Below are 24,639 nucleotides of genomic sequence, written 5' to 3' on the forward strand. Positions count from 1 at the left end.
TCTATTTTGATTATTCAGATGGTGCTGGCGCTAACGTGGTAGTGATTTGCTTTAAGGCTACCAGTTCTTTATTTGCTGCTTTTAACCCTTCTGCATAGGCAGTAAAGGCGATGGCGTCTGTATTACATTTGACGGTATCTGGAGCACAATCAGGCTCCCCAGTGGTTTTGAAGTCATCACCTGTTTTTGTCATGGTTACCGTTGCGGCTTTAACCGCATCACCATCCATATAAAGGTCTCGACGATTTAACGCAGAATCATCCACTTGATTTTGTGCGATGATATCCCAACCATCACCACCATTAGCGTGATAACTATCAAGGATCACGTTATATCTTGTATCATCCGCAACTGCTACCCATGTAGGAGCATCATCAGTTCCTGTATTAATATCTGCCTGCGTGACACTTCCTTGAGGGTTCCCTTTTGAATCATTATTCGCTGATTTAGTGAAGGTATATCTCATACCTGCAACATAAGGGAATTTACCCGCATGTGCTGTTGGCACTAACGCAGGCGTTACAGCAGCAGTAAGTAACGCTTTCAATTGAGCACCAGTAACACTAACAACACTTAAACGATTTTTGAACGGTATTAACTCAAGCGAGATATTACCTTCATAAAGTGCCCCTGCATTAATGCTTTGTCTTACACCACCAGCTGCCACAAGTGCTACATCGATTTTTCGTGTACCTAAAGCAGTTTGTACAGCAGGTGTATTGGCCCAATTAATGAAAGATTGTCCAACCAAAGGCGCAACTCTAGAGCCGTGAGTGTCAGAGCCACTATCACCCGGCCTTCTGACATGGTTTATGCCATTAGTGACGTTTACAGCAACACTGCCCAATGCTTTTGTATAAGCATCTTTGTATTTACTGGTGATCATATCTCTAAGATCTTTGCTTTCAGGTACAACCGCTAAGTCTTTCAGTGTTAGGCCACTAATGAAATTCTCGATATTTGCTTTAACCGCATCGGTGACTTTATTTTTATCGAATCTACCTTCAGCGGTATAAAAAGTATCATCAGTAAGCAAGGTGTTATTACCAGTACAAGTATCTACATTACCGTCCTTATCAAACTTAACCTTCACTTCACCAACAGCTTGGCTATCTACCCCAGCCTGAACAATACAGGTTTTGGCATCACCTGTTTTTTGGCTTATGAGTTGTGCATAATCTTCATTTTTACTCAAGCCAATATTGGTAAAGTCACCTAATAAATCATGAGAGTGACCACCAACAATTAAATCAATACCCGTTGTTCCTTGGGCTAATTCAATATCTTGACCTAAACCTATGTGTGAAAGCACTACAATTTTATTGACACCTTTGGCTTTTAGATCGTCAATCGTTTTCTGAGTCGTATCAATTTCACTTGAAAATGCTACATCACCAGTGTCACCTTTGGCCCAGTTTGTTGCCATATCCTCAAGGACAACACCAATAACAGCGACGACTGTCTCACCTGACTGCGCATCGCTAGCATTATCTATTTTACGTTTAGCTCCATCTTTAAAGGCGAACAATTGATACGGCTTAATATTGGTTGTTCCTTTTAAGCCCGCATCTTTTGATATATCCATATTTGCCGCAAGCAATGGAAAACTGCTAGCAACCCCATCTGCAAATGTTTTTAGCGCAGGTGTTTTTTCATCAAATTCATGATTACCGACCACCATTGCATCGATTTTCATGTTTTTCAGCAAGTCAGCATTGGCCGCGCCTTTATTAAGCTGAAAGTAGATTGAACCTTGGAAGGCGTCGCCTCCATTTAACACAACAGCATTTTCTTTTGCTTTAGAAGCAGCATCTAGATCATTACCGATCTGTTGAGCAATACGTGGATACCCACCAAAGGTTGTATAATAAGTTGGTGAGTCAGCCGCACTCCCCATTTTGAATTTGCCTTCAACACCATCAACCTTTGAATGAAGGTCATTGATATGAATGACATCCAAACTAAATGGTTCTGAAGGATTAACAGGTCCACTATTGTGGTGATGCTTATGTCCTCCACAGCCAAATAATACAGCACATGCGATTGCAACTGCCGTCACCTTAAACAAGTGATTTTTCATAGGAACTACCTCATAACGGTTAGCAATTTGCTAAAAATGTTATTAGAAAGTCAGCCCTGACAATGATTTTTGAAAAGAAAGATCCAACTCCATTCCTGAAACGGGATCATGGAAAGGTAAAACATTGAATTGCGGTAAATCGATGATTAGTATTAAAACGAAAAGCGAATATAGGCAACATAACTCTAGAAAAATGCTAGCCAGATCACACTATTAAGTTGTGTTAATGACGACGTTATCTACAAGCAAAGATAAGCGCATATCTTAAATGAAATATAATCTTGTTCGGTAATGCTTTTCAGCTCCATTTACAGCGGGTTATAAATCCATTTTTATCTTCCGAGATTTTATTCTTAAGTAAGCGATCCCCATTGCCAACCAACAAATTCCAACTGCGATGGCTGTTGAAGATAATGATGTCCACAACCATACAGTGAGACCAAATCCAACAAACGGAAGCATCACATTGATGATGATGTTTTGCTGTTTTAAATCCATATAGTAGTACTTAAACACCGCTAAGTTTACAAAAGTAAATGCCACAAGAGCACCAAAACTGATCATACTGGAAGCAAGAGTTAAGCTTATAAACATTGAAGCAAGCGAGATAATTGAGACAATCGATATAGCGAAAACAGGGGTCTGATATTTTTTATGTAACCGACCAAAAATACTCGGAATCGCTCCGTTTCCGCCCATTGAATATAATACTCGGCTAACACTCGCAATTGCGGCCATTGCTGTAGCCAAACACCCAACTAAAGTCATTCCGATGAAATAGGCTTTAAAGGCTTTTCCGCCCACAATACTAATCAACTTAAGGCCCATAGTATCTGGATCAGTATGTTGCGGCCAATGAGGCATCACTAACTGACCCATGTAGGCCGTCAAGGTATAAAGTAATCCACTCAACACTACACATAAAATGATGGCTTTAGGAATAGTGTCTTTAGGTTTTTCTGCTTCCTCTGATAACGTCGATATCGACTCAAAGCCAAGAAAGGATAAACATAAAATAGCCGATCCATTGATGAGTAAAGCGAGTTTAACTTTAGGATCGTATAAGGGAGCTAAAAAATAAATTTCGCTATTTGAGTGCACTAACACTATGACGCTCAAGACTAAAAACAACATCACGAATAATAACTGACATGCCACCAATGCCACATTTATCTTAGAGACCAATTTGATCCCAAGTACATTTAGACCAAACATGATTATTGCAGCGGAAATAATCCAATAGTTTTTTGCTATTTCCGGGAAGTAATCATGTAAATAAATGCTCAAAACTAAATAACACATCATAGGAGCAAGCAAGTAATCTAACAACAATGCCCACCCAACGATAAAACCCAGACGTTGACCAAAGGACTTGGTTGCATAGGCGTAGGCTGAGCCAGCATTTGGAACAACTCGTGACATTCTCCCATAACTAATGGCTGTAAATATAATGGCAATTAAAGTGATGATATAAGCAGAAGAAATATGGGCATGAGTAACTTGCTGCACTGCGCCATAGGTAACAAAAACCGCTAAAGGAGACATAAACGCTAAGCCGAAAAGCACTAAGGAAGGTAAGCCCAAGACTCGTTTCATTACACACTACCAATATTGATTATTCACATTAACCAATTTATAGCGTTTTTTTATGAAAACATTCAGAAAGTGAATAAAAATTTATTCTTTGATCATCAATGCTATTTTCTTTATCTCTAGCTAGGTTGGCAGAAAAAAAGACCTTCTTGTAAATCCAAAAAATTAAAGGAAACAGAAGGCCTTTCTCAAAATATAATCACTAACTAAGGAACTTTACACCCATCATTAGAACTTGAGTTCTCGTATACCAAATCACTGGCAACAGGCGTATATGGTGCGAGATCGATAGTCGCTACTTGAGATTTATCGGGTTGTAAAATATTGGAAAGCGCAACCCAATCAACCAATCCTTCCGATTGATCCACTTCAGCTTTAGGGAATGCAGAATCATCGCCAATAAGTTTAGGGTATTTATCACCACCAGATGCACTAAAGCTAGGTATCGTGAATGTGTATCTTGTGGCGGGGACTATGTCTTGATAGTTGTCATCGTTCATGTTTTTTATTTGCACTTTATCAACGGATTTTCCCGTGCAATCAACAGTCATTTTCAAGCCATAGAACTGTGCATAACCACCGGAGCCCACTTGAATACTTGCAACGGTTCCAAGGTATTTTTCAATATCAGCACCAGTCATTGTCACTTTATACACTTCATTTTCAAAAGGCTGCACAGTTCTAACATCCCTTGTTGTAACATCACCGGCATCTATTGAATCCCTCACTCCTCCCGAATTCATAATGGCAAAGTTTGACTTCAACTCTTTGGCTTGCCCTGCGGCAATCAATTTACCTAAATTGGTTTGCTTGGTTCGCACTACATTATCATCGCCCACTTTACCAAGCAGTTTCTCCGTTGTTTTAGCGATAGGTTTATTTAGCTCACCCTCTCCTCTTTCTTGATATGAGCTGAGGATTTTTAGCGCTGAAGCATCTGGCGTAACAGGATTTCCAACAATTTTATCGTCTACTTTTAAATTCACAGGGATCAGTTGATACTTAACCATGTGTAATTCATTGTTGTAATACTCAAAATCAGCTCGTCCTACATATCTCCCCCAATCGCCAGCTTGGAAGATATAAGTGTTATTTTCACGATCTGGAGTACACTCACCACCAGGTGTGTAATCATTCGTGCAAGTTAGGTTTTGTGAATGACCACCAATAATAGCAGCGAGTTTATTGGCGTATTTATCCGTTAACCCCCTTGCCAACGTAACATCACCAGGCGCATTGCTTCCATGCGCAGCATTTTTGTAATAACCCATATGAGTGACAGCCATAAAGACGTTGGCTTTATCACCAATTTCGTCAATGACTTTTTTAGTTTCATCTACAGGGTTAGTAAATGTATAACCTCCAACGAACTGAGGATTTCCTATGTTCTCAGTATCTGGAGTCGTTAACCCAATCACGGCAAGCTTTAAACTACCAATGGTAAATATCTTATAAGGCGTAAAGACCCTTTGTGTATTGTCACTTTTTTGATAAATATTTGCAGATAAAAACGGAAAGCTCGCGGCTCTCGCTTGCTCATCAAGCACGGATTTAGGGTTATCAAATTCATGATTACCTAGCGCCATTGCATCATATCCGACGAGGTTCATACCGACAAAATCAGGTATAGCATTTTGTAAATCAGACTCAGGTACTCCAGTGTTAATATCACCACCAGAGAGTACAAGCACGCTTCCACCATTCTCCTTAACTTCGTCTCGGACTTTATCAACTATCGCTTTTCTTGCAGCCATACCTCCTTGACCATCACTATCAACCCAAAATCGTCCGTGATTATCATTGGTATGAAGAATGGTAAATTTAACGCATTTATCACCGGCAGCCGCACAGGCTGATGCAGAGTTATGGTGATGACTTTTCCCACCACAACCAAACAGCGCTGTACAAGCAAAAACAATTACAACCCCTTTTAAAAACCAACTTTTCATAACAACAACCTCACAATAAATAGCGAATCGCTAAGAGTCAGCCATGACGAAGGTATTTGAAGTGGAGATCCGGTTTAGCTCCAGTAACCGAACATAGAGATAAAAGTAGAGCTGTCAGTAATAGATCGAAGAGCTTTAGTAAGCAAAGAAACTTACAAAAAATGACACCTACATCACATTACGAACAGGCCCAATTAGACCATTTGTTAACCTTTACCTGTGCAAGATCATATTTTTTTAATTTTTTATAAAAAAATGGAACTTTCCGCTTGCAATCTAAATGCAAATCAATATCATTTGCGCAATTTTTTAATCTAACAGGTATTGCATAGATGTTGCCGTTTCGCCTTTCACTGCTTGCTGCTGCATGTAGTAGTGTTTTAGTCTTCCCTAGCGTTCAAGCTGAAACTGTTGATTCAGAACAAGCCGATAAAGATATTGAGCGTGTTACTGTTTATGGTCGCCAGAACAAAGTTGTAATGGACTCTGGTCTAGCGACTAAATCAAACATGTCATTAATGGAAACACCTGCTGCTGTAGTCGTTGTTGATCAACAGCTACTGAACTCTCAAGGTCTGGACGACTTACAAAGTGCATTACGCAACATCAGTGGTGTTATCCAATCAGGTAACAACTATGGTATCGGTGACAACATTGTAGTACGTGGCTTAGGCGCAAACTACACCTATGATGGTATGTATGGTGGTGCTGGTTTAGGGAACAGCTTTAACCCTACTCGCTCATTAACCAACGTCGAAGCTATCGAAGTTTTAAAAGGCCCTGCTACTGGTCTTTACGGTATGGGCAGTGCTGGTGGTGTTATCAACTTAATTGAGAAAAAACCTCAATTCGTTGAACACAAAGAAATGAAGCTTGAAATTGGGCAATGGAATACCAAAAGTCTTTATTTAGACAGCACTGGTGGTATTACTGATGAAGTCGCTTATCGCTTTGTTGGTAAAACATCTCGCAGCGATGGTTTCCGAGGTTTACAAAATGACCGTGATGAAGTTTATGGTTCTATAAAGTTTGTACCAAGCACAACTCAAGACATCATGCTTTCTGCAGCCTTTATTGAAGATGCATTAGCGGTAGATTCAATTGGCGATCCAATCCGTAGCTTCGATTCACGTTTGGTTGGTGGTAAAAAAGCCAGCGAAGTGACTTGGGAAGATCTTGTAAATGACCCAAGTGGTAATGGAACTCAGCTTACTGTAGAGCAACGTAAACAGCTTGCTGCATCTTTACGTGCTGGTGACGGTGAAACGCCATTTAGACTTGGTGGTAACGGCTTAATTTCGCCACTATCAAAAGCAAACAAAGGTAAAGAACTTCGTTTTAAGTTGACGCATAACTATCACTTTACTGATAACCTATTTTTAAACCAACAGCTACAGTATCGCGATTATAAAACAGGCTTTACTCGTCAAACTGGTGCATACAATTACGTCTACATGCAACGTTCACCAGCGCGTGGAGCTAAACCAATTATCCATGAAAGTGAGCGCGCACCACTAGTTATTGATGGCAAGCTTCACCCGTTTGCGGCACGTCGTCAAGAATACCGTCGTGTCAATGCGGATGAGAAATCTTGGCAGTACTTTGCTGACCTTCGTTATGACTTCGAAATTGGCGATATGAATAACGAACTTTTAGTTAATGCTAACTATGAAGATCGTGAAATTGATTTAAAACAAGAGTCTATCTGGGATAAAGATTACACCATCAAAAACAAAGATAAAGAAGTCATTTATCGTGGGTCTTTACCGTATATTTTAGATATTCGTAACCCTAACTGGCCGACAAAATCATTTGATGATTACAACCCACTACTTACCTCAAACTACTTGAAGTCTGTAAAAGCATGGGGCGTAGGTGTTCAGCATGTGGGTTATTGGACAGATCAAATAACAACTCGTGTTGGTGTTGCTTTCAATGAGATTGAACAAGCCTACAAACACCGTGGTGTAGACCCTAAAAGAGGCGATGCTGCACCTAAACCAGAAGCTGACAGTAAAGATAATGGTATTACCTATAACTTAGGTATCACCTATATGCCAATTGAAAACATATCTATCTTTGTTAACCATGCAAAAGGCAGAACAGCATACAGCGTACTGGGTAGTATTGGGTTAAACGATCAAAAACGTGAAGACTCTGAATCTATCAGTAATGATTTAGGCTTCCGTTTCAAAGGGTTTGATGATCAACTTTTAGCTTCATTAGTATTCTTTAAAACTGCTCGTACTAACATTCAGTACAACAATAGAAAATATAAAAATGAACAGGAAACACCAGGTATTCCACAATTCTTCTTCGACAAAGAAGAAAAAACCAAAGGTGTTGAACTAGACGTGAATGCACTATTGAATGAACAATGGAAATTCAATGTGAATGCATTATACCAAGATGCCTATGAAGCGGCGGTTAAAGGCCAAGAGTCCGGTAAAAAGAAAGGTGTACCTCGTGCAACAGCATCGACTTGGGTAACTTATACCAACACAATGTTCGGCCTTTCTAACCCGTTATCATTAAGTGCTGGTGTGAAATATATGGACAAGCGTACAACTGGATCAAAATGGTTTGGTGTACCAAACGGTTATGTACCGGCTTATACCGTTGTTGATACAGCAGCTAGCTACCAAGTACAAAATTGGACATTTAAGCTGAATCTGAACAATTTGTTCAACAAGTATTACTACAAAAAAGCGTTATTCCAAGGTGGCTTACCGGGTGAAGAGCGCAACGTTAAGTTAACCGTTAGCTACAAGCTTTAATTATTAACTTAAGTGGAAACTATGAAGGCCTCAGATTTTGAGGCCTTTTTCATTGCTACCATGATATAGAAACAAAATAGATTAACCTCTGTCACAGTTTTTCATTTCAATATAGAATATCCACTCAGTAAAAAGTCCATTTGAATGGAAATGATTTTTGAGTAGCTATATGTATAAGAAAAATTCAGGTTTTACTCTTATTGAGTTGGTCATTGTCATCGTCATTCTAGGTATTCTAGCCGTTACCGCAGCACCCAAGTTTATCAACTTTAGCGATGATGCTTATAAAGCAAAAAACCAAGGTTTTTTTGGTGCTTTTTCTAGCGCGATAAAAATGGCGGAGGCTAAAGCTAGAGTTTCAGGTATTCCTCCACACGGAAGGCTCACCATAGGCGGCACTAAGCTTAAGTTTTATAATTATTGGCCAGAATGCAAAGCTGGGCATAATATTCACTGCAGTGACGACAATGAACCTGAGGATGGTAAGTTAAGTGCACTTGAATGTAATCAAGTGTGGGATGCATTAATGCAAGAGCCAAACACAGAATATAATGTACGAGGCGATGGTGCCAGCGATAATGACTGGACTTGCTGGTTTAGATTAAAGGACGAACCAAGTATTGGCTTTAACTATCGTGCAACCGAACGTCTTTTAGAATTAGTAGATCCAAGCACTTAGTTTTTTTCTATTCAAACGTTCAAAATCAATGGCGCTAATGCATTAACCAAATTAACTGAATTCTTACTGATCACTTCTGTTTCGAATCAAGGAATTCAAGTAACGATATTCGATGACTTTCAAAGTGCTCATCTTGTTTAGCGTAAACTTGATATTTTTCTGTATTCTTCAGTTCAGTTAACAACTGTTCCCCTGCTTCTTCAAAGTATTTCCATTCTATGTCGCTAGAGATATTTTTAAGAAGGAAAGCTATAGTTCCAAGTATTCCTGATTCTCTCTTTCCACCACCATACGACAAGGTAACTCTTGTCTCTGGAACTAGAGGCCTGTTTAGTAAAAAAGCAATTATCACATCCCCCACGGAATTGTCTGCTTTTACTTGAATCATAAAAGATTCTTGACCAATAACAATAAACTCACCATCCTCAATCAATTTGTTATCAGATATAAACCCCTTAACCGCTTCTAATGTTTGTTCTCTAGCCGATTGAATGTCGATTGCTACCGCATTGTAGGAAACAGCTATTGCTGCGCCTAAATCTACTCCTGCTCCCATAAATTGACACCTTGCTAATGAGTTAGGTGGAACATCTTACCTAATGCATATACGGAAAAGTTCATCGTAAATAAAAATTAATTTCTAAAGGGAAAATCAACAAGGAAGATCAAAAAAGCAGCCCGTAGGCTGCTTTTTAAACAGGAATATGACCCAAATTACTTCTTACAAGCTTTAGTGCTATTAGAGTTTAGGAATTGGATATCACCATCCACTGGAGCAAAGTCAGATACAAGAATGTCTTTCTTGGCTTTAATGAAAGTATAAAGAACTTCAGCATCAACATAGCCAGTGTTAACAGGAGTAAGTTTTGGATAACCATCACCACCAGCAGCATTATAGCTAGGAACAGTGAAGGTGTAGTTAGCATCTGCTGAATAACCTTTACCATTGATATCAGTAATGGTTACTTTTTTAGCCGAACAATCAACACTCATTTTAATGCCAGCCAATTGTGGGTATGCACCCGCGCCTTTTGCACCAATATCAACGGTAGCAACCACATTCAGATATTCTGTTACTTGTGCACCAGTCATAGTGCTCTTAGTAATAGTATTTCCAAAAGGTTGAACCGTTAATACATCTCTGTAAGTAATATCACCAGTTTCAATTGATTCACGTACACCACCAGAGTTCATAACTGCAAAGTCAGCATTAACTTTAGTACGCTGTGCTTCTGCGATTAACTGACCCATATTGGTTTGTTGAGTACGAACTACGCTGCGATCACCTTCTAACTTACCGTCAGTGTGACCTATAACTTCATTTAATTTATCTTGGCCTTTATCTTGATATTGTTTTAGCTCATCACGAAGTGCAACATCTGGGTAGATAGGATCAGCCACTAATACTCGATTACCGTTTGAATCTTTAACTTTTAAATTAATAGGCTCAAGCTTATAGCTAGCTAGATTTAGCTTGCCATCAAAGTATTCAAAGTCAGCACGTCCAACATACTTACCCCACTCATGCGCTTGCATGATATAAGTACCATTCTGTTGATCGGGTTTACACTCTGAACCTGGGATGTATTTTGCGACAGCCTTATTAACGCCTTCCATACAAACAGGATTTTGTGAATGACCACCAATAATACCGTGCAACAGTCCTTCTTCTAATGCACGAGCTAACGCAACATCACCTGGAGCATTGATACCATGTTTGCCGTCAGCAAAATGTCCCATGTGAGTTGTGGCAAAAATTAAGTCAGCTTTTTTGCCGTCTTTAATTTCTTTGATGACTTTCTTGATCTCTTCTTGCTCATCAGTGAACACTATGTCTTTGATGTATTCAGGGTTACCTAGTGTCTTAGTATCTTTAGTCGTTAAGCCGATTACAGCAACTTTAACGCCTTTCATTTCAAACACTTTATACGCATCAAACATGCGCTCAAGCTTGCCATCTACCTTGTGATAAATGTTGGCAGCAAGCATTGGGAAGTCAGCCCACTTACGTTGTTTCTCTAAAACATCTAGAGGATTATCGAATTCATGGTTGCCCACTGCCATTGCATCATATTGAATACGATTCATGCCTATGAAATCAGGTTCTGCATCTTGTAAATCTGACTCAGGAACACCTGTATTGATATCACCACCAGACAACAATAGTGTCTCACCGCCATCAGATCTTACTTCTGCACGAATTTCATCAACTTTAGTTTTACGAGCAGCCATACCATACTCGCCGTATTTGTTTTCCCAAAAGCGGCCATGATTATCATTGGTATGTAGAATAGTAAATTTAACGCACTGATCACCAGCATCGGCACAGGTTCTAGGCTCATTCTTAGAATTTGAATCATTACAACCCGTTAATGCGGCTAGAACAGCTGTAGCTACCAACCCTTTAATTAAATTAGTTTTCATCGTTATCAACCCCATATTTTCGTTTTTTGGCTTTTACCAAATTTTTATAAGAATTTACGCTTGATTAACGCAATTCATTAGAACGGGATACTAACAAACACGAAAACTACTAAGTGATAACAAAAGTTCAAATATGTGAGCTAAGCCATTATTTTTTCACTGTTTTTTTAACAGCATATTTTCTAAAAATAAATATGATATGAAAACTTGGTTATCAATATGAAAATAAAAAAAGCACTTAGAGTAACAGCGGTCTCTAAGTGCTTAATAGCTGAAGAAATTTGGAAGTTGTTCGTAAAACAGCAATTGTTTCAACAAAAGAACGAATAAAAAACAATCTTAGTCATAAAGACGTTGTTTAATCCAATCTCCTATGATCATGAGTTGCTCAGGTAATACACTATGTGGCATCATAAATGTCTGCCATTGTGATGAATATCCAGCCGCCGTTAAGGCTTTATAAGCCATTTCACCAGCACCTATAGGAACCACAGGATCTTGCTCTCCATGATGTTGCAACATTGGTGTCGACTTATTGGCTTCACTTACACCTTCAGGCAAAGCATCACCATTTGGTAAATAGCAAGACAACGCCATAATCCCTGCCAGAGGTTTTGGATAACGTAATCCAGTAAACAGGCTCATTACACCACCTTGGCTAAACCCAGCTAAGATGATCTTGTTTGACTCAATCCCTTCATCCAATTGAGATTGGATAAACTGATGTACTCGTTGCTCTGATTCTTTCACGCCTTCAATGTCAGCACGATCGAGTAAATCCATACTTTTGATGTCATACCAAGAGCGCATGACAAAACCACCATTGATAGTAACGGCTTGTTCTGGTGCATGAGGAAAAATAAAGCGAATAGAGTGATTTTCAGATAGCCCAAGCATAGGTACTACAGGCGCAAAACCTGCGCCTGAATCTCCAAGACCATGTAACCAAATAACCGTTGCTGTAGCAGGTGTTTTAGGCTCGATCACAATAGCTTGTTTTGGATCAAATGACATTTTACAACCTTATTTTTTATTTTCTAATGAGCGCATATCCATAATCGGCATTGCGCCATTGCCTAACATCGTAGCAGGAAGTTTACCATCCCAAGCCTGTGCTTCGGTTAATTTCACAATTAAAGGGTTATTTTTTAGCGCTTCAGCTTTAGCTTTAATCGCTTTGGCTTCCGCTCGACCTTTTAATTCAATCGCTTTAGCTTCAGCTTCTGCTACTTTGATAATACCTTTAGCTTTTGCATCTGCTGTATTCACTGCACGTAGGGCCTCTAATCGTTGTCTTTCTAATTTATGCTCTTCTGCAGCAGCTAAGTTCTTTTCTGTTTGTTTAATTTCAATCGAATTAATGTATTTCTGCGGTAACACGATGTTTTCGATCTGTATGTTATCGACTATCACTGGGAAAGCTGCCATTTCCTCTGATAAACGACGCTCGATACCTTGAATGGCTGAAGCTCGATCTTGGATCAGTTGTTCTGCTTCAAACTGAGGAATGGTATCTTTTGTGGCACTACGAAAACGAGGATCAAGTATACGCTGCTCAAATTGAGTTAACCCACCGTATTTTTTATACAGATCTAACGCAGCTTCTTTATTGACTGTCCAGTTAACACTTACTTCAACGGTAACAGGCATCTGCTCCTTAGTGCTCGATGCCATTTTTTCAGAGTTTTTACGTGTTCGAACTTCAATTGTTTCAACTGTCTCAATGAAAGGAATTTTGAAATGTAAACCCGGAGTTTCTTGGTGTTTCGCTTCACCAAAACGCTTAACAACTTTTCCTATGTTCCACTTTTTCTACAGAAAGTTGTCAAATAAGTCAAAAGAAATCTTACTATTGATTGATACTGTGGAGAGTGCCGAGCTGCCGGGTGGGTGTGTTTAACAGGGTGGGCGACAATGTGGACGGGCGCTGTTTACCGTCCATGTTTCGTCCATGCTGTTATGCACATGGTCGTCCACTCCAGTAAACTACTTTTCTCTTGTTCTGGTCTAATGGTAAAGTTTCATTTTCTTGTGATCATTCACTATTTACCCAGCTCCTAGATTATAAACGCTTAACCTACTCCCTTTAAAAAGTCACAATATCGTTAGAAAATAAGTTCACTAAATTTCTAGTGCTTTGGAAGCTATTTTTGCTTTTTTTCCCGTTTTTTTATTAGGCATTAAAGATTCTAAATATTTGAAGAAGTCTATATTATCCAATAAGCCTAGATATAAAGCAGTTTGCCAATCTCTTACGCTATTTTCATCTACAAATTTTTCTTCTTTTCTCGATTGTAATACCATCCGTAAATTGAATTTTTTTGCTTCACAACTATTTATTAAATCAATTACTGTTTCCTTACAGTACAGCTCAATCCTACTTTTAACTTTTAGAGTTTTAATATGACTTACCAATCTGTTTTCATCATCCTCTTCAATATTGGAATTAACACAAAAAATAACTTCAAAGTCATATTTATTAGTTGATTTTACAAAAGTAACATTAATTTTCAAACTAACTTTCTCTAGTAAATCGGAATATATTGGACTAATAAAAAGACATTGCTTATTAGCATCATCAAAATATTTTTCGCCTTTTATCGGAGCACATCCTCTGCATTGTGGAACTAAATTATTAGGTAAAATAGAGTATTCTGGCCATGTTGACTTCGGAATAAAATGGTCAAGTGTTAACGGCCTCAATGGCATGCCGCAATACGGACAGTCTTTTAACTCATGCTTATTTCTTCTTTTAATTATTTCTTCATTAAGTTTTTTAGGCGCATGCTCATAAAAATCAATTAATAATTCCTTATCTTCATCGCAAGGAAAAACGGTATCTGCCGGACATTCTTCAAACTTGGTAATTTCAGAATCATATCCTTTATACCTTTTTGTGATATCAGGTTTAATGAATTTTAACGAAGATACTTCTTTTTTTCTGCTCGATATAGCAAGCTCTAGCCAACCTAAATCATCAGGGTGCTTTAATGCTTTTAAATATTTCATTATTCTTTAGTCAACTCGATCTTTTCTTCATTGTCTTCAGTAGCTTTCGAGGCTAAGTAGATCAGAGCAGAATCGCCAAGATCTCCTCCGTGCTTTTGTATCACTTTTTCTATACTTTTTGTTGACTTAACTAATTTATCTAAATCATCTTCGAATGGCTTATCGGTAATAGAATCATCAAATACTTCTTTGGAAATTTTTTCTAAAGAAGCACCATAAGTTTCAAAGCTAGGTGGAGAAACAATTGTTTTACCATTAGTTTTTCTTAATATTCTAATACTGTTTTTTTCAATTTCTCTAGCTAAAACTGAAGAGTGGCTTGCAATAAGAGCATACGATGAGGTTTCTTTTAATAAGCGTCTTAACATTTCTATAAGCCCAATTTCCATACTAGGATGTAAATATAACTCAGGCTCATCTAATATTATTAAACTTTCCTCTTTTATTTCGGAGACAATTGAAGGGATCATATACGAGTATATCAGTTGACCGGAACTGAGTTCAACTTGCTCGCCTCTCAAGTAAAACCTTATACCTTTGACATAATTTATAGGGTGTTTAAAATTCTTTGGGTTAATTTTTGAATCAGCGTTGAGAGTAATCTCACTTTCATTCTTACTTATAAGCCTGATTTCATCGAAATCAATCGAAAGCTTGAGGGTACTAAATAGTGTTTTTAGTCGATTATTAGTATCCCACCAGTTGTTTTCATTATCATACGAAAGAATATTTTCAATTGATTTAGCGGATAGCTCATTAGGCAAATTTAAATCAAAGCTTCCACCTTCATTTCTGAAGCCGATATAGGCGTACTCATTAATCGCAAGCAATTTTCTTTTCTTACTTTTATCATTCTTTTTAGTTTTCTTTTTGCGCTTTTTATCAAGCAGCTCTAGAATTTGAGTTTTTGTGTAAAAATTTTCGAATGGAGAGAAAGCTATAACGAGTAATTTATGAAAAAATGGCCACTTACTAGGTTCATTACCAAAGCCAGAGATTATCTCTGTTATATGCCTTAATATATGCGTTTTACCCACTCCATTTTTACCTATTAACAAGTTAATACGAGATTCACCTATTTTCCGTTTTGCATCAAATGAAAAATCAACAGGCTCAAATGTTTCGGGCAAAGAATCTATTTCAATAGAGAAATTATGCTCTGGCTCATAACGACCTCTAGCTATAGCATACCCTTTCTTGTAGATTGCAAGTTTTGCAGAACTATCTCTCATAATGGTGAAAGAGAAACCTTCCCATTGAGAAATTTCTTCATAATTGGATGAGTTAAAACTTAAATCACAAAGTACGGATAAATAATCATCTACTGACTCTTCTGAGTCAAAATATGCTTGGATTTTTCGGTAGTAATCTAAATCCGTACCTAATGATACGAACCTTTCAGGCTCTAGAATATCTGTAATTTCTATTAACGATTTACTGTCGGTTTTTGTTCCATTTTCCTCAAAATATTTTGACGTATCATCATGGTCTTTTGTTAAGAGCTTGATACGGCCAAGAGTGATGTGTGACTCTTGATTTTCTCTCACGGCATAAATATCGAAGGTTACAGTGTAACCAAAGTCATCCCAAGGAGATGAATAGTAGGTACCTACATTATCTAATCTTAAAAAGATGCCTGTAATATCTTCATAAATAGGGCTTGTTGAATAATAAACTTTCATATTTACCTTTGGCTATTCGCCAACTGCTTGTGCTTCCAAACGTTTAATACGGTTTCTCAAATCCATTGCCACACTATCATCAAATAAACCAAATACACCTTCAAAATGGATATCCGAAAATGGGGGTTTTGCCAACATCGCAGGACTCATTACGCCGTTCTGAGTTAAAAAATCGATGATGGTATTTACAAAGCGAATTTGCTGGCTGTTAAATCTAGCTTCGTCTAAATAGTCGGCAAAGGCTTCTTTAGCAGCACCTCGGTCTAAACCAACTAACTCACGTATAAATACGCCGAGAGACTTGTCAGGATGGATGGTTGATTGATACGTTTCCATATCAGCGATACCGCTTGCCTCAAATAGTTTATTATCTAACTCTTCCAAATCTAACTTAGTGATTGGTTGATTACGTTTAATACGCTGAATGGTTAAATTGTGTTGATTTTCTCTTATGTAAGACTCAACTTTCTTGCGATATAACTCTAAACCATCATCTTGCCCAAACTCATATACGCCTTCGTTTTCAATCACATCGACCACTTCATCTTGGAAGTTGGTGTAAACAACACCGGTGCTTTCTTTTTCAATAAAGCGCATTAATAAACGAAGCTTACGGCGAGTTTGCTCTAATTCTTCGAGTGTTAAATCAGTCCAGAAATTTGCTGACTGAATATACTGTAGCCACTCTAGTTGTTCACCGACAGCTGGTACACTTGCTTTACTCTCAAGCTTCGCCGCTATTTGATTGAGTTTATCTCGATAGAAGTCAGTGATACCTGTTTTCTCGGTTAACGCTAGCTGCATAGTTAAAATCATGTGATCAAAACGCAGCGCTAACTCTTCTTCTTTTTCATTAGGCTCTAAAGGTTCTGCCTCTGTAGGTAAAGCTGCGACTTGTTTTTCAAGTTCAGCTAAATGTTCGGTAGTTAAGTTAAGCCACTTATCAACTTGCTGGTATTTTTCGATAACTTGTCGATTTGGACGAACAATAAAGTTGTCCAAGTTCATTCCAGCGACACGATTATGCAGTGTTTTTATCAAGTAGCGCTGATATTGGGCGCCGTAAGTACCGAATTGCTCGTTATCAATTAACTGCTGTGATAGTGTTAATCGCTTTTCAAATATCGCTTGAGACAGCGATTTAGCCCCATTGTCTTTGGCTCCATCAGGATTCATTTCGAAGTATTCAAAGTTCTTACAGCAATCAAATACTTTAAAGAACAGCTTATTATCTTCAGGACCAAAAAGATCTTCACATAAACGAGTACCACGGCCCAGCATTTGAAGAAACTTAACTTTTGATTTAATTACTTTGAAGAACATCAAATTAACTACTTCAGGAACATCAATACCGGTATCGAGCATATCTACCGACACAGCGATAGTAAGTGGAATATTTGGATCTGAAGGTTTTTTTTCGCCTTTAAACTCTTCAATTAGCGAGTCAGCATATGTTTCTTTATAAGTGATCACTCGGGCAAACTTGCCTTTGTACTTTCGATAATTGGCATCAAAACGTTCAACGATAAAGTCAGCATGATCATTGTTGGCCGCAAAAATAATGGTTTTACCTAATCTATCGCCACCGGCTACCTTAACTCCTCGCTCCATCAGCACTTCTAACGCTTTATCTACCGTATCTTTGTTAAACAAAAATTTATTTACTTCTGATGGCAAAACTTCGTCTTTGCCTTCAAGTTGTTCTTTGCTTTCCCACTCTTCTTTTTCAGCATCAGAGAGCTCAGCGTACTTAATACCCTTGCGAACAAAACCTAAATCAACTTTCACATCTTTTGGTGGTACTAGGAACTTGTCGTCAATAGCTTCTTTTAATTCGTATGCGTAGGTAGGGTTGCCCTCTGGTTGTTCAAAAATATCAAAGGTATTTTTGTCAATATCACGTTTAGGCGTTGCGGTTAACCCAAGCAACAAGGCATCAAAATAATCAAATATGTAGCGATACTTTTTATAAACACTACGGTGCGCTTCATCAACTATCACCAAATCAAAATGACCAACACCAAATAAACGACTATCAGGCGCAGCACTCAAGAGATTCATCATGGTTGGGTAAGTAGACAGATACAGCCTACCTTTTAATGCACTTGTGCCACTCGATAATATTTCTGGTGATGATTTAGGTAGTAACTTAGAAAATTCTTTTTTAGCCTGGTTTACTAACGCATTACGATCGGCCAAAAACAAAATGTTCTTAACCCAACCAGCACGCATTAAAATATCAACAAGGGCAATCGTAGTCCGGGTTTTACCAGTACCTGTAGCCATGACTAATAGCGATTTACGCTGTTTTCCATCGTCAAATTGCTCACATACCGATTTAATCGCTAAGCGCTGATAAGGCCGACCTTTACCTGCAATATTAGTATCAAGCTCTACTGTATTTAATGCTTTGGCTAAGGTGCGTCTATCAATTAAACGCTGCATTTCATCTTGGTTTAAGAATCCTTGTACTGAGCGTTCAGCGTAGTTTTCGTCATCCCAAAAATAGATATCGTAACCATTGGTGTAATAAATCAACGGACGTTGGCCGCCAAACTGAGGGGCATTCTCCAAACAATCAGCATAGAGCTCAGCTTGGCGCTTACCTTCTTTGGCGTTAATTGTGGTGCGCTTTGCTTCAACAACCGCTAACGGTTTACCGTCTTTACCCCATAAAACGTAATCAACAAAACCATTACCTTTTGGGTTTTGTTTTGAAATCGGCATACCACTAACAGGAAACTCTTTTACATTGGCAGCATCTAGGTTCCAGCCCATTTCTTTTAGGTACTGATCAATGATGAAAGTGCGAGTTTCCGCTTCGTTGTAATCGTGCGGATCTTTTTCACTTTCAGCTGCTTTGGCATTTTGTGCTTTTTGTTCAGATAACTGTTGCTGTAGTGCCTTTAGTTGATTTTTAAGATCTTGGTTTTGTTCTCGCTCTTTATCGAGTTTTTCTTGATGTTTGTCATCACGCTCAGAAAGCTGCTTTTGTAATTCTTTTAACTTCTTGGCACTGCTTAATACCAAGTTAGCGTCAATTTGAATGGTTTTAGGTAAATTAGCTAAGTCGAATATTTGATTAGTCGCTGGCTTAGTTGCTGTATAAGTGCGATAAAACCAATACAGAATATGATGCAGCTCTTTTAGGCTTTGCGTTGATTCGGTTGGTGATACTTTACGCTCGCTATGTACCGCGTTATTACCGGCTTTTTGTACCGCCTTAATTTTGGGGAAGATATTGCTGCCCAGCGAGTTTTTAAATTCTCGCTGGTTAATCAATGTATTTAAAGTGGTATCGTATTTAGGCTTTTCTAACCAATTGTCGAACTCGTACATCCACTGCACTAATCGCTCTAGTGTATAACGGCTGTAAAAACAGCTAGAACGAGGATCAGAGTTAACGGCAGCCTCGGCTTGCTTAGCGTGTTCTTGTAACTTCGGCCATTCAGTTAAAAAGTTGAAGTTCGACATTGCTATTCCTTTAATAAAGTCCTTTGCTTAGCTTTGAGGTTGATGACGCTAAGCCACATCCTTTAAATTAAGTTCGCCTTTAAATGCTTTTTGCATCAGAGAGTTAAAGTTTTCGATCGCAAAACTAAGTCTATTTAAAGCAAGTGATTTTAAGGCGTCAATATCTGATAACCTTTCCACAAACTCTTTTTGTAGCTCTTTAGGAGGAACCGGAATATCAACACATTTCAATTTGGTAAGACTTAAAAAGGTTCTGACTGTATCTGTAATCTCTTTATTAATTTGTCTTTGTACAAAATCACTATTGAGTGCATTAGCTAAGTAAATTGGTTCAACTAGCTCAAGGTTCGGCGTAATTTTATTGAAATTTTGAGACATAACAGCTTGAGGAAATCCTTTAGGAATAGAGATTGCGTACCCAGAAGCCCCTACTGCAACGACAACAACGTCATTCTCTACTAATTTGCTTCTTTTTATTTCGTCAGCTTTTTCTTGGCTTATGTATTTTACCTTATCAAGATTCACACTTCCTTTTGTAACATTCATTCCCCGTAAAACCAATACTCCATCTTCAACATAATGCTTTGACGTTAAAGATGAACCAAATGGACCACTCGATAAAGCGTGCTTACTATTTGCGGCGAGTTTTTCTAGCTTGGTTAGTGGAAAATCTTTGCCTACAAACATATCTAAAAACACAGATTGAACGAGGGTATTAAGCTCTTGTTCCATTTGTAGGCATTGTCCACGCAAGGTATCGGCTTTTTCTAATACTTCCGCAATTTTCTTTTGCGTAGTTAATGGTGGAAGTGAAATTTCTAAATTTTTAATTTGACCTAGACTCAAATTTGAAATCGTTGCTGTTACTTTTTTACCAGCTATTTGGCTCATAGCATCCTGAGTTTGAAGCCAGAAGTATAGAAACTTAGGCAACAACTTATTTTGGTCGAACCTTAAAATTGCGAGAGCTTGATTACAGTTACACTCTGGAAAATCATCCGGAACAATTGCTACCTTTCCTATAGTACCAGCAATGGTAATTAGAAAATCACCTGCTCTAATCGCTGACCTTTTTAGCGTTTTATGAGCCTCTTCATCAATATAAAGGCACTTTTCCAGTGTCAGACCATCATTTGTAATATCTTGGATTCTCAAAAATGGAACACCTGAATCACTAAAGTTTAACCCTACGGATGTTGGGGTTGTTCCTTTCGTTACAACACTGCATAAGTTACCGAGAATTACTTTTTCCCAACTCACAGCATTGCTTCCAAATCAGTAATCACTTTATCCATCGCTTGTTGCAGCTCTTTAATGCGCTTTAAAATAACTTCGGGCTCGTCATATTTTACTTCTTCGTAAACCACTTCTTTATAGCGGTTTATTGAAAGGTCGTAATCGTTACTGATAATTTCAGCTACTGGCACATAAAAGCTCTGCTCTGTACGTTTTCGCTCGCTCTCATTACCTAGCTGTTGCCAACGGTAAAGCACATCGGGAATGTTATTGAGCTTGTGAGTTTCATGTTCGGAAGGTGCTTTGTCTTCATCTAACAATGAAGTATCAATAGCATCCGCTTCAGTGGTTAATTCCTGATCTTTAATTAAGGGTGTACGTTTATCATCAAGAGAAAAACCATCGGCTTGCATGTCGTAAAACCACACCTTGTCTGTACCGCCACTGTTGGTTTTGGTGAAGAATAAAATAGCGGTAGATACACCTGCATAAGGCTTAAATACACCTGATGGTAGTGATACCACTGCATCTAATTTATGGTCTTCAATAATGGCTTTACGGATTTCTTTGTGAGACTTGGTAGAACCAAATAATACGCCGTCTGGCACAATTACAGCTGCTCGACCACCTGGTTGGAGCATGCGTAGGATCAGCGCTAAAAACAGCAACTCGGTTTTCTCTGATGGGCCTTTTTTCTTTTTCTTGTTGCCGTCTTCATCTACTTCGACTTTGGTAGCTGCTTTCTTAGGTGTTTTGCCTAATGCGGTTAATAAGTCCGGTGAAAGCTCATCGTAAGCAACACTGCCTTTAAATGGCGGGTTAGCTAAAATAAGTGTGTATTTATCACTGATATTTTGCTCACCGTGATCGCTCAACGAATCTTTGTATTCTACGGTTGGATGTTCAATACCATGTAGCATTAAGTTCATCGCACCAATCCGTAACATGTGTTGGTCAAAGTCGTAAGCACTGAACATTTTGTTATGAAAATGGTAGCTGTTTTCAGGCTTCATTAGCTCATTTTTAAACTGCTTACGCACATAGTCTTCTGATGCCATTAAAAAGCCGCACGTACCAGAAGCGGGGTCACAAATTATGTCTGACTTATTACCATCCAGTTTTGGCTGCATCATTTCCACCATCATTTGAATTATGTGGCGAGGCGTTCGGAATTGGCCGTTAGTACCCGAATTTTGTAACTTCGATAGCATGTACTCGTATAAATCGCCTTTAGTATCACGATCATCCATATCAATCTTATCGATTAGGTTCACTACCTTATCGAGCACTTGGGCTTTGGGGATCATGAAGATGGCATCAGTCATGTGCTTAGCAAAGCTGGTATCTTCACCGTTAATGGTTTTAATAAACGGGAATACTTTGTCTTTGACTAAATCAAACATGACCTGAGGGTCTATGTTTTTAAACTTATTCCAGCGATACTTTTCTTGTTCGCTCGAAAAAATAGGATTAGCGACTTCTGCATCAAGCAACATAGCTTGGCGCTCACGAGCTGTATGTATTTCATCCAAACGGCGGATAAAAAGTAGATATGTGAATTGCTCGATAACTGAGATAGGATTGGTAACGCCGCCTGTCCAGAATACTTCCCAGACTTCATCTACTTGGTTTTTTAATTTACCTGTTAGCATCTTTAATTTGTCTTAAATTCTTGAATGCAAGTTAGCGCTATTTGATACCTAACTTATGAAAAAATACTTTATTGCGCATACCTGCGTCTTTTAACACTTTGTCCCAACTTAGCGCTTCTAGGTATAAGTTGAGATTTGCGTGCCATCTGAAATATCCTTTACGATCTGGCATAGGTTTAAAGTCATGCTCTTCTTCTAACCAGGTCCTTACTTTCTTATCAAAATCACACACTACATAGCCATAGAATGGGGTATTGCTTTCTATGTTAATCTCTCGACCTTCAGGCGTTTCAAAATCACCATTTCTGATTTTTCGTACATAACGAATAACTTGATTCACTGGATCGTCTTTTGATGATGGATTAGCAAAATCATTACGTTTTGGTTTTTTAAATTCAAAGACCATAACGGGGTTACTAGGTTCATTTTCCCCTCTAAAGACTACTCGCTGATCATAAGCTAATAGATCAGGGCGATCTGAACGGCTACCTTCTAATGGTAAATCTGATGATAAGTATTCGGTGAAGTTTAATCGTTCATCGATGAGCCATAGGTTATGTTCGTGAAATGGCGTTGTCAATGAATCACCTTTTCGTGGAAAAATAATATCGTGAACTATTCCTTCCGAGGAATATTTACCATTTTCCTTAGACTCTAAGCTCTTTTCGAAAATATCGATAACACTGCATCTTAATGCTACATAATGTGCTAGGTCATTTTTATTCGAGTCAGATATTCGACCTAAAATATCGGCTGCTTTATCATGCAAAGATTCGACATCTTCAGATGCTAAAATGGCTTTAACATCTTTTTTTAGCTCACCTTCGGCATTAAACTTAGCTTTTTGAAAAGTCAGTTCTATTTGTTCATCTGAAGGGTTCATCGGCAAGTTTGATAAATCCACTGTGTCCAGCATTTGAGTGTGCCAAGGAGCTTCTTTGTTAATATAGTCAACCACTAAACTTTGCTTTTTAGAGCTTCGTTTATTTACTTCTGAGCTTACGACTTCTTGCGCTGCATTTATAGCTTGCTCTTCAATCTGAACTTGAGAAATACCGTATTGCACATCACTTTCTTTACTAAAATCAAAATTTCCACGTTCCAATGAAACATGCTCATCAAGAAAACAAGAAAAAACATACACTTTTAATATGAAATTTTTAGTCTTACCAGCGTCATTAGTTTCGCTAAATTCTTCTTCAAATTCGGGGATATAGCTTTGTATTGGGGTATTGGTTACTGCTCGCTTATGAGCCACTAAATTGATCTGGCTTTTTTGTTGTTTTGGCGAGTAGAATTTAAACACACGCACATCAAAAGCTTGATTAGCACCATTATTTTCCCTCAATATGAATTCTTGATTAAAGCTTTTCAGTTCAATAATTGAGTCTTTACCTTCTTTCTTAAGAAAGTCGTTCAGTGTAATAATTGCTCCGTTATACTCGTCTTTTAACTCTACAACAGGGCAAGAATATCCATCTGTACAAAAATAGGGAAGTAGCTTTTCGAACAAGGTACGAGCTATCGTTTTATGACCTTTCTCAACAAACTTGGTTTTCTTAATAGACTTCAGTTCAGCTGTTGTGCCAGTATGCTCAAAATCTCTTGGTGTAACTTTTTCGTTCTCAATAATATCGTTCTTTTTACCCATCTTGAAAGAGCGATTAAACTTAGTATCACCTTCAATGTAGTTACTCGAAATAACAAGGTCTTCAAAATATTTTAGACACGTAAAACGACCAAAGCCTTTACCACCAATGTCGATTTTGTGTTCTGAATATAGGGTATCAAAAGAGGTACGATTTTGATTGTTGAAACCAATACCGTTATCAGTTACTACGAAGCCAATAACCTCAGGAAGGCTATCAAAATCCATTCCTTGTTGCGCTGATCTTTTGATCAATATTTCAACTTTACCGTCAGTATTCTTTTTTTGTTCAATAGCTTGTATCGCATTAACGACAAGCTCAACTAATGGGGTGTAGATATTAATACCAAACTTAATGTTCTCTACAGCTCGTCTTATATTTACATTACTCATAGTAACTTCCCTTTTTGAGCAAAATTCAGTTGCTAATGAAGCA

At 38.2% G+C, this 24,639-nt stretch carries 14 protein-coding genes and 1 pseudogene; 2 read left to right on the top strand and 13 right to left on the bottom strand.

The features are described 5' to 3' along the window. Nucleotides 1-10 precede the first annotated feature (10 nt). The 3 genes from E2H97_RS11560 to ushA (E2H97_RS11570) form a co-directional block, all read right to left on the bottom strand. Nucleotides 11-2,080 (bottom strand): bifunctional metallophosphatase/5'-nucleotidase, encoded by a 2,070-nt coding sequence (locus E2H97_RS11560; RefSeq protein WP_133407281.1) that lies wholly within the window; start codon nt 2,078-2,080, stop codon nt 11-13. A 318-nt stretch (nt 2,081-2,398) separates the two neighbouring features. Next, on the bottom strand, nt 2,399-3,676 hold the full coding sequence (locus E2H97_RS11565; protein WP_133407282.1) for an APC family permease: 1,278 nt from the start codon (nt 3,674-3,676) through the stop codon (nt 2,399-2,401). A gap of 203 nt (nt 3,677-3,879) precedes the next feature. Beyond that, nucleotides 3,880-5,622 carry a bifunctional UDP-sugar hydrolase/5'-nucleotidase UshA gene (ushA, locus tag E2H97_RS11570; protein ID WP_133407283.1) on the bottom strand — a complete coding sequence of 581 codons (1,743 nt, stop codon included), beginning with the start codon at nt 5,620-5,622 and terminating at the stop codon, nt 3,880-3,882. Nucleotides 5,623-5,954: 332 nt separating this feature from the next. Here ushA (E2H97_RS11570) and E2H97_RS11575 point away from each other — a divergent pair, with 332 nt between their 5' ends. Beyond that, nucleotides 5,955-8,399 carry a TonB-dependent receptor gene (locus E2H97_RS11575; RefSeq protein ID WP_133407284.1) on the top strand — a complete coding sequence of 815 codons (2,445 nt, stop codon included), beginning with the start codon at nt 5,955-5,957 and terminating at the stop codon, nt 8,397-8,399. 169 nt (nt 8,400-8,568) lie between these two features. Beyond that, nucleotides 8,569-9,078 (top strand): type II secretion system protein, encoded by a 510-nt coding sequence (locus E2H97_RS19060; RefSeq protein ID WP_133407285.1) that lies wholly within the window; start codon nt 8,569-8,571, stop codon nt 9,076-9,078. Nucleotides 9,079-9,148: 70 nt separating this feature from the next. On the opposite strand, the gene E2H97_RS11585 is transcribed toward E2H97_RS19060, so the two are convergent. From E2H97_RS11585 to E2H97_RS11630, 10 genes and pseudogenes are all read right to left on the bottom strand, one after another. Beyond that, a complete protein-coding gene (locus tag E2H97_RS11585) occupies nt 9,149-9,634 on the bottom strand; it encodes a hypothetical protein (protein WP_133407286.1) in 486 nt (161 codons plus the stop codon). Between the two features lie 158 nt (nt 9,635-9,792). After that, nucleotides 9,793-11,502 (bottom strand): bifunctional UDP-sugar hydrolase/5'-nucleotidase UshA, encoded by a 1,710-nt coding sequence (gene ushA, locus E2H97_RS11590; protein WP_133407287.1) that lies wholly within the window; start codon nt 11,500-11,502, stop codon nt 9,793-9,795. 339 nt (nt 11,503-11,841) lie between these two features. Next, nucleotides 11,842-12,516: an alpha/beta hydrolase gene (locus E2H97_RS11595; RefSeq protein ID WP_133407288.1), complete on the bottom strand. Its 675-nt coding sequence runs from the start codon at nt 12,514-12,516 to the stop codon at nt 11,842-11,844. A gap of 9 nt (nt 12,517-12,525) precedes the next feature. Further along, nucleotides 12,526-13,293, bottom strand: a pseudogene (locus E2H97_RS11600) (prohibitin family protein); the annotation flags it as partial. A gap of 330 nt (nt 13,294-13,623) precedes the next feature. Then, the gene (locus tag E2H97_RS11605; protein WP_133407290.1) at nt 13,624-14,511 is read right to left on the bottom strand and encodes an HNH endonuclease; all 888 of its coding nucleotides are present in this window, start codon (nt 14,509-14,511) and stop codon (nt 13,624-13,626) included. After that, the gene (locus E2H97_RS11610) at nt 14,511-16,193 is read right to left on the bottom strand and encodes an AAA family ATPase (RefSeq protein ID WP_133407291.1); all 1,683 of its coding nucleotides are present in this window, start codon (nt 16,191-16,193) and stop codon (nt 14,511-14,513) included. The genes E2H97_RS11605 and E2H97_RS11610 overlap by 1 nt, the downstream gene beginning before the upstream one ends. A 12-nt stretch (nt 16,194-16,205) precedes the next feature. Next, the gene (locus E2H97_RS11615) at nt 16,206-19,667 is read right to left on the bottom strand and encodes a DEAD/DEAH box helicase family protein (RefSeq protein ID WP_133407292.1); all 3,462 of its coding nucleotides are present in this window, start codon (nt 19,665-19,667) and stop codon (nt 16,206-16,208) included. 48 nt (nt 19,668-19,715) lie between these two features. Then, complete coding sequence (locus tag E2H97_RS11620; protein ID WP_133407293.1) at nt 19,716-20,927, bottom strand: restriction endonuclease subunit S; 1,212 nt, start codon at nt 20,925-20,927, stop codon at nt 19,716-19,718. Further along, complete coding sequence (locus tag E2H97_RS11625) at nt 20,924-22,555, bottom strand: type I restriction-modification system subunit M (protein WP_133407294.1); 1,632 nt, start codon at nt 22,553-22,555, stop codon at nt 20,924-20,926. The genes E2H97_RS11620 and E2H97_RS11625 overlap by 4 nt, the downstream gene beginning before the upstream one ends. Nucleotides 22,556-22,592: 37 nt before the next feature. Then, nucleotides 22,593-24,596: an ATP-binding protein gene (locus E2H97_RS11630; protein WP_133407295.1), complete on the bottom strand. Its 2,004-nt coding sequence runs from the start codon at nt 24,594-24,596 to the stop codon at nt 22,593-22,595. Nucleotides 24,597-24,639: the final 43 nt, after the last annotated feature.

It is taken from the genome of Parashewanella tropica, assembly GCF_004358445.1.
Taxonomy (GTDB): domain Bacteria; phylum Pseudomonadota; class Gammaproteobacteria; order Enterobacterales; family Shewanellaceae; genus Parashewanella; species Parashewanella tropica.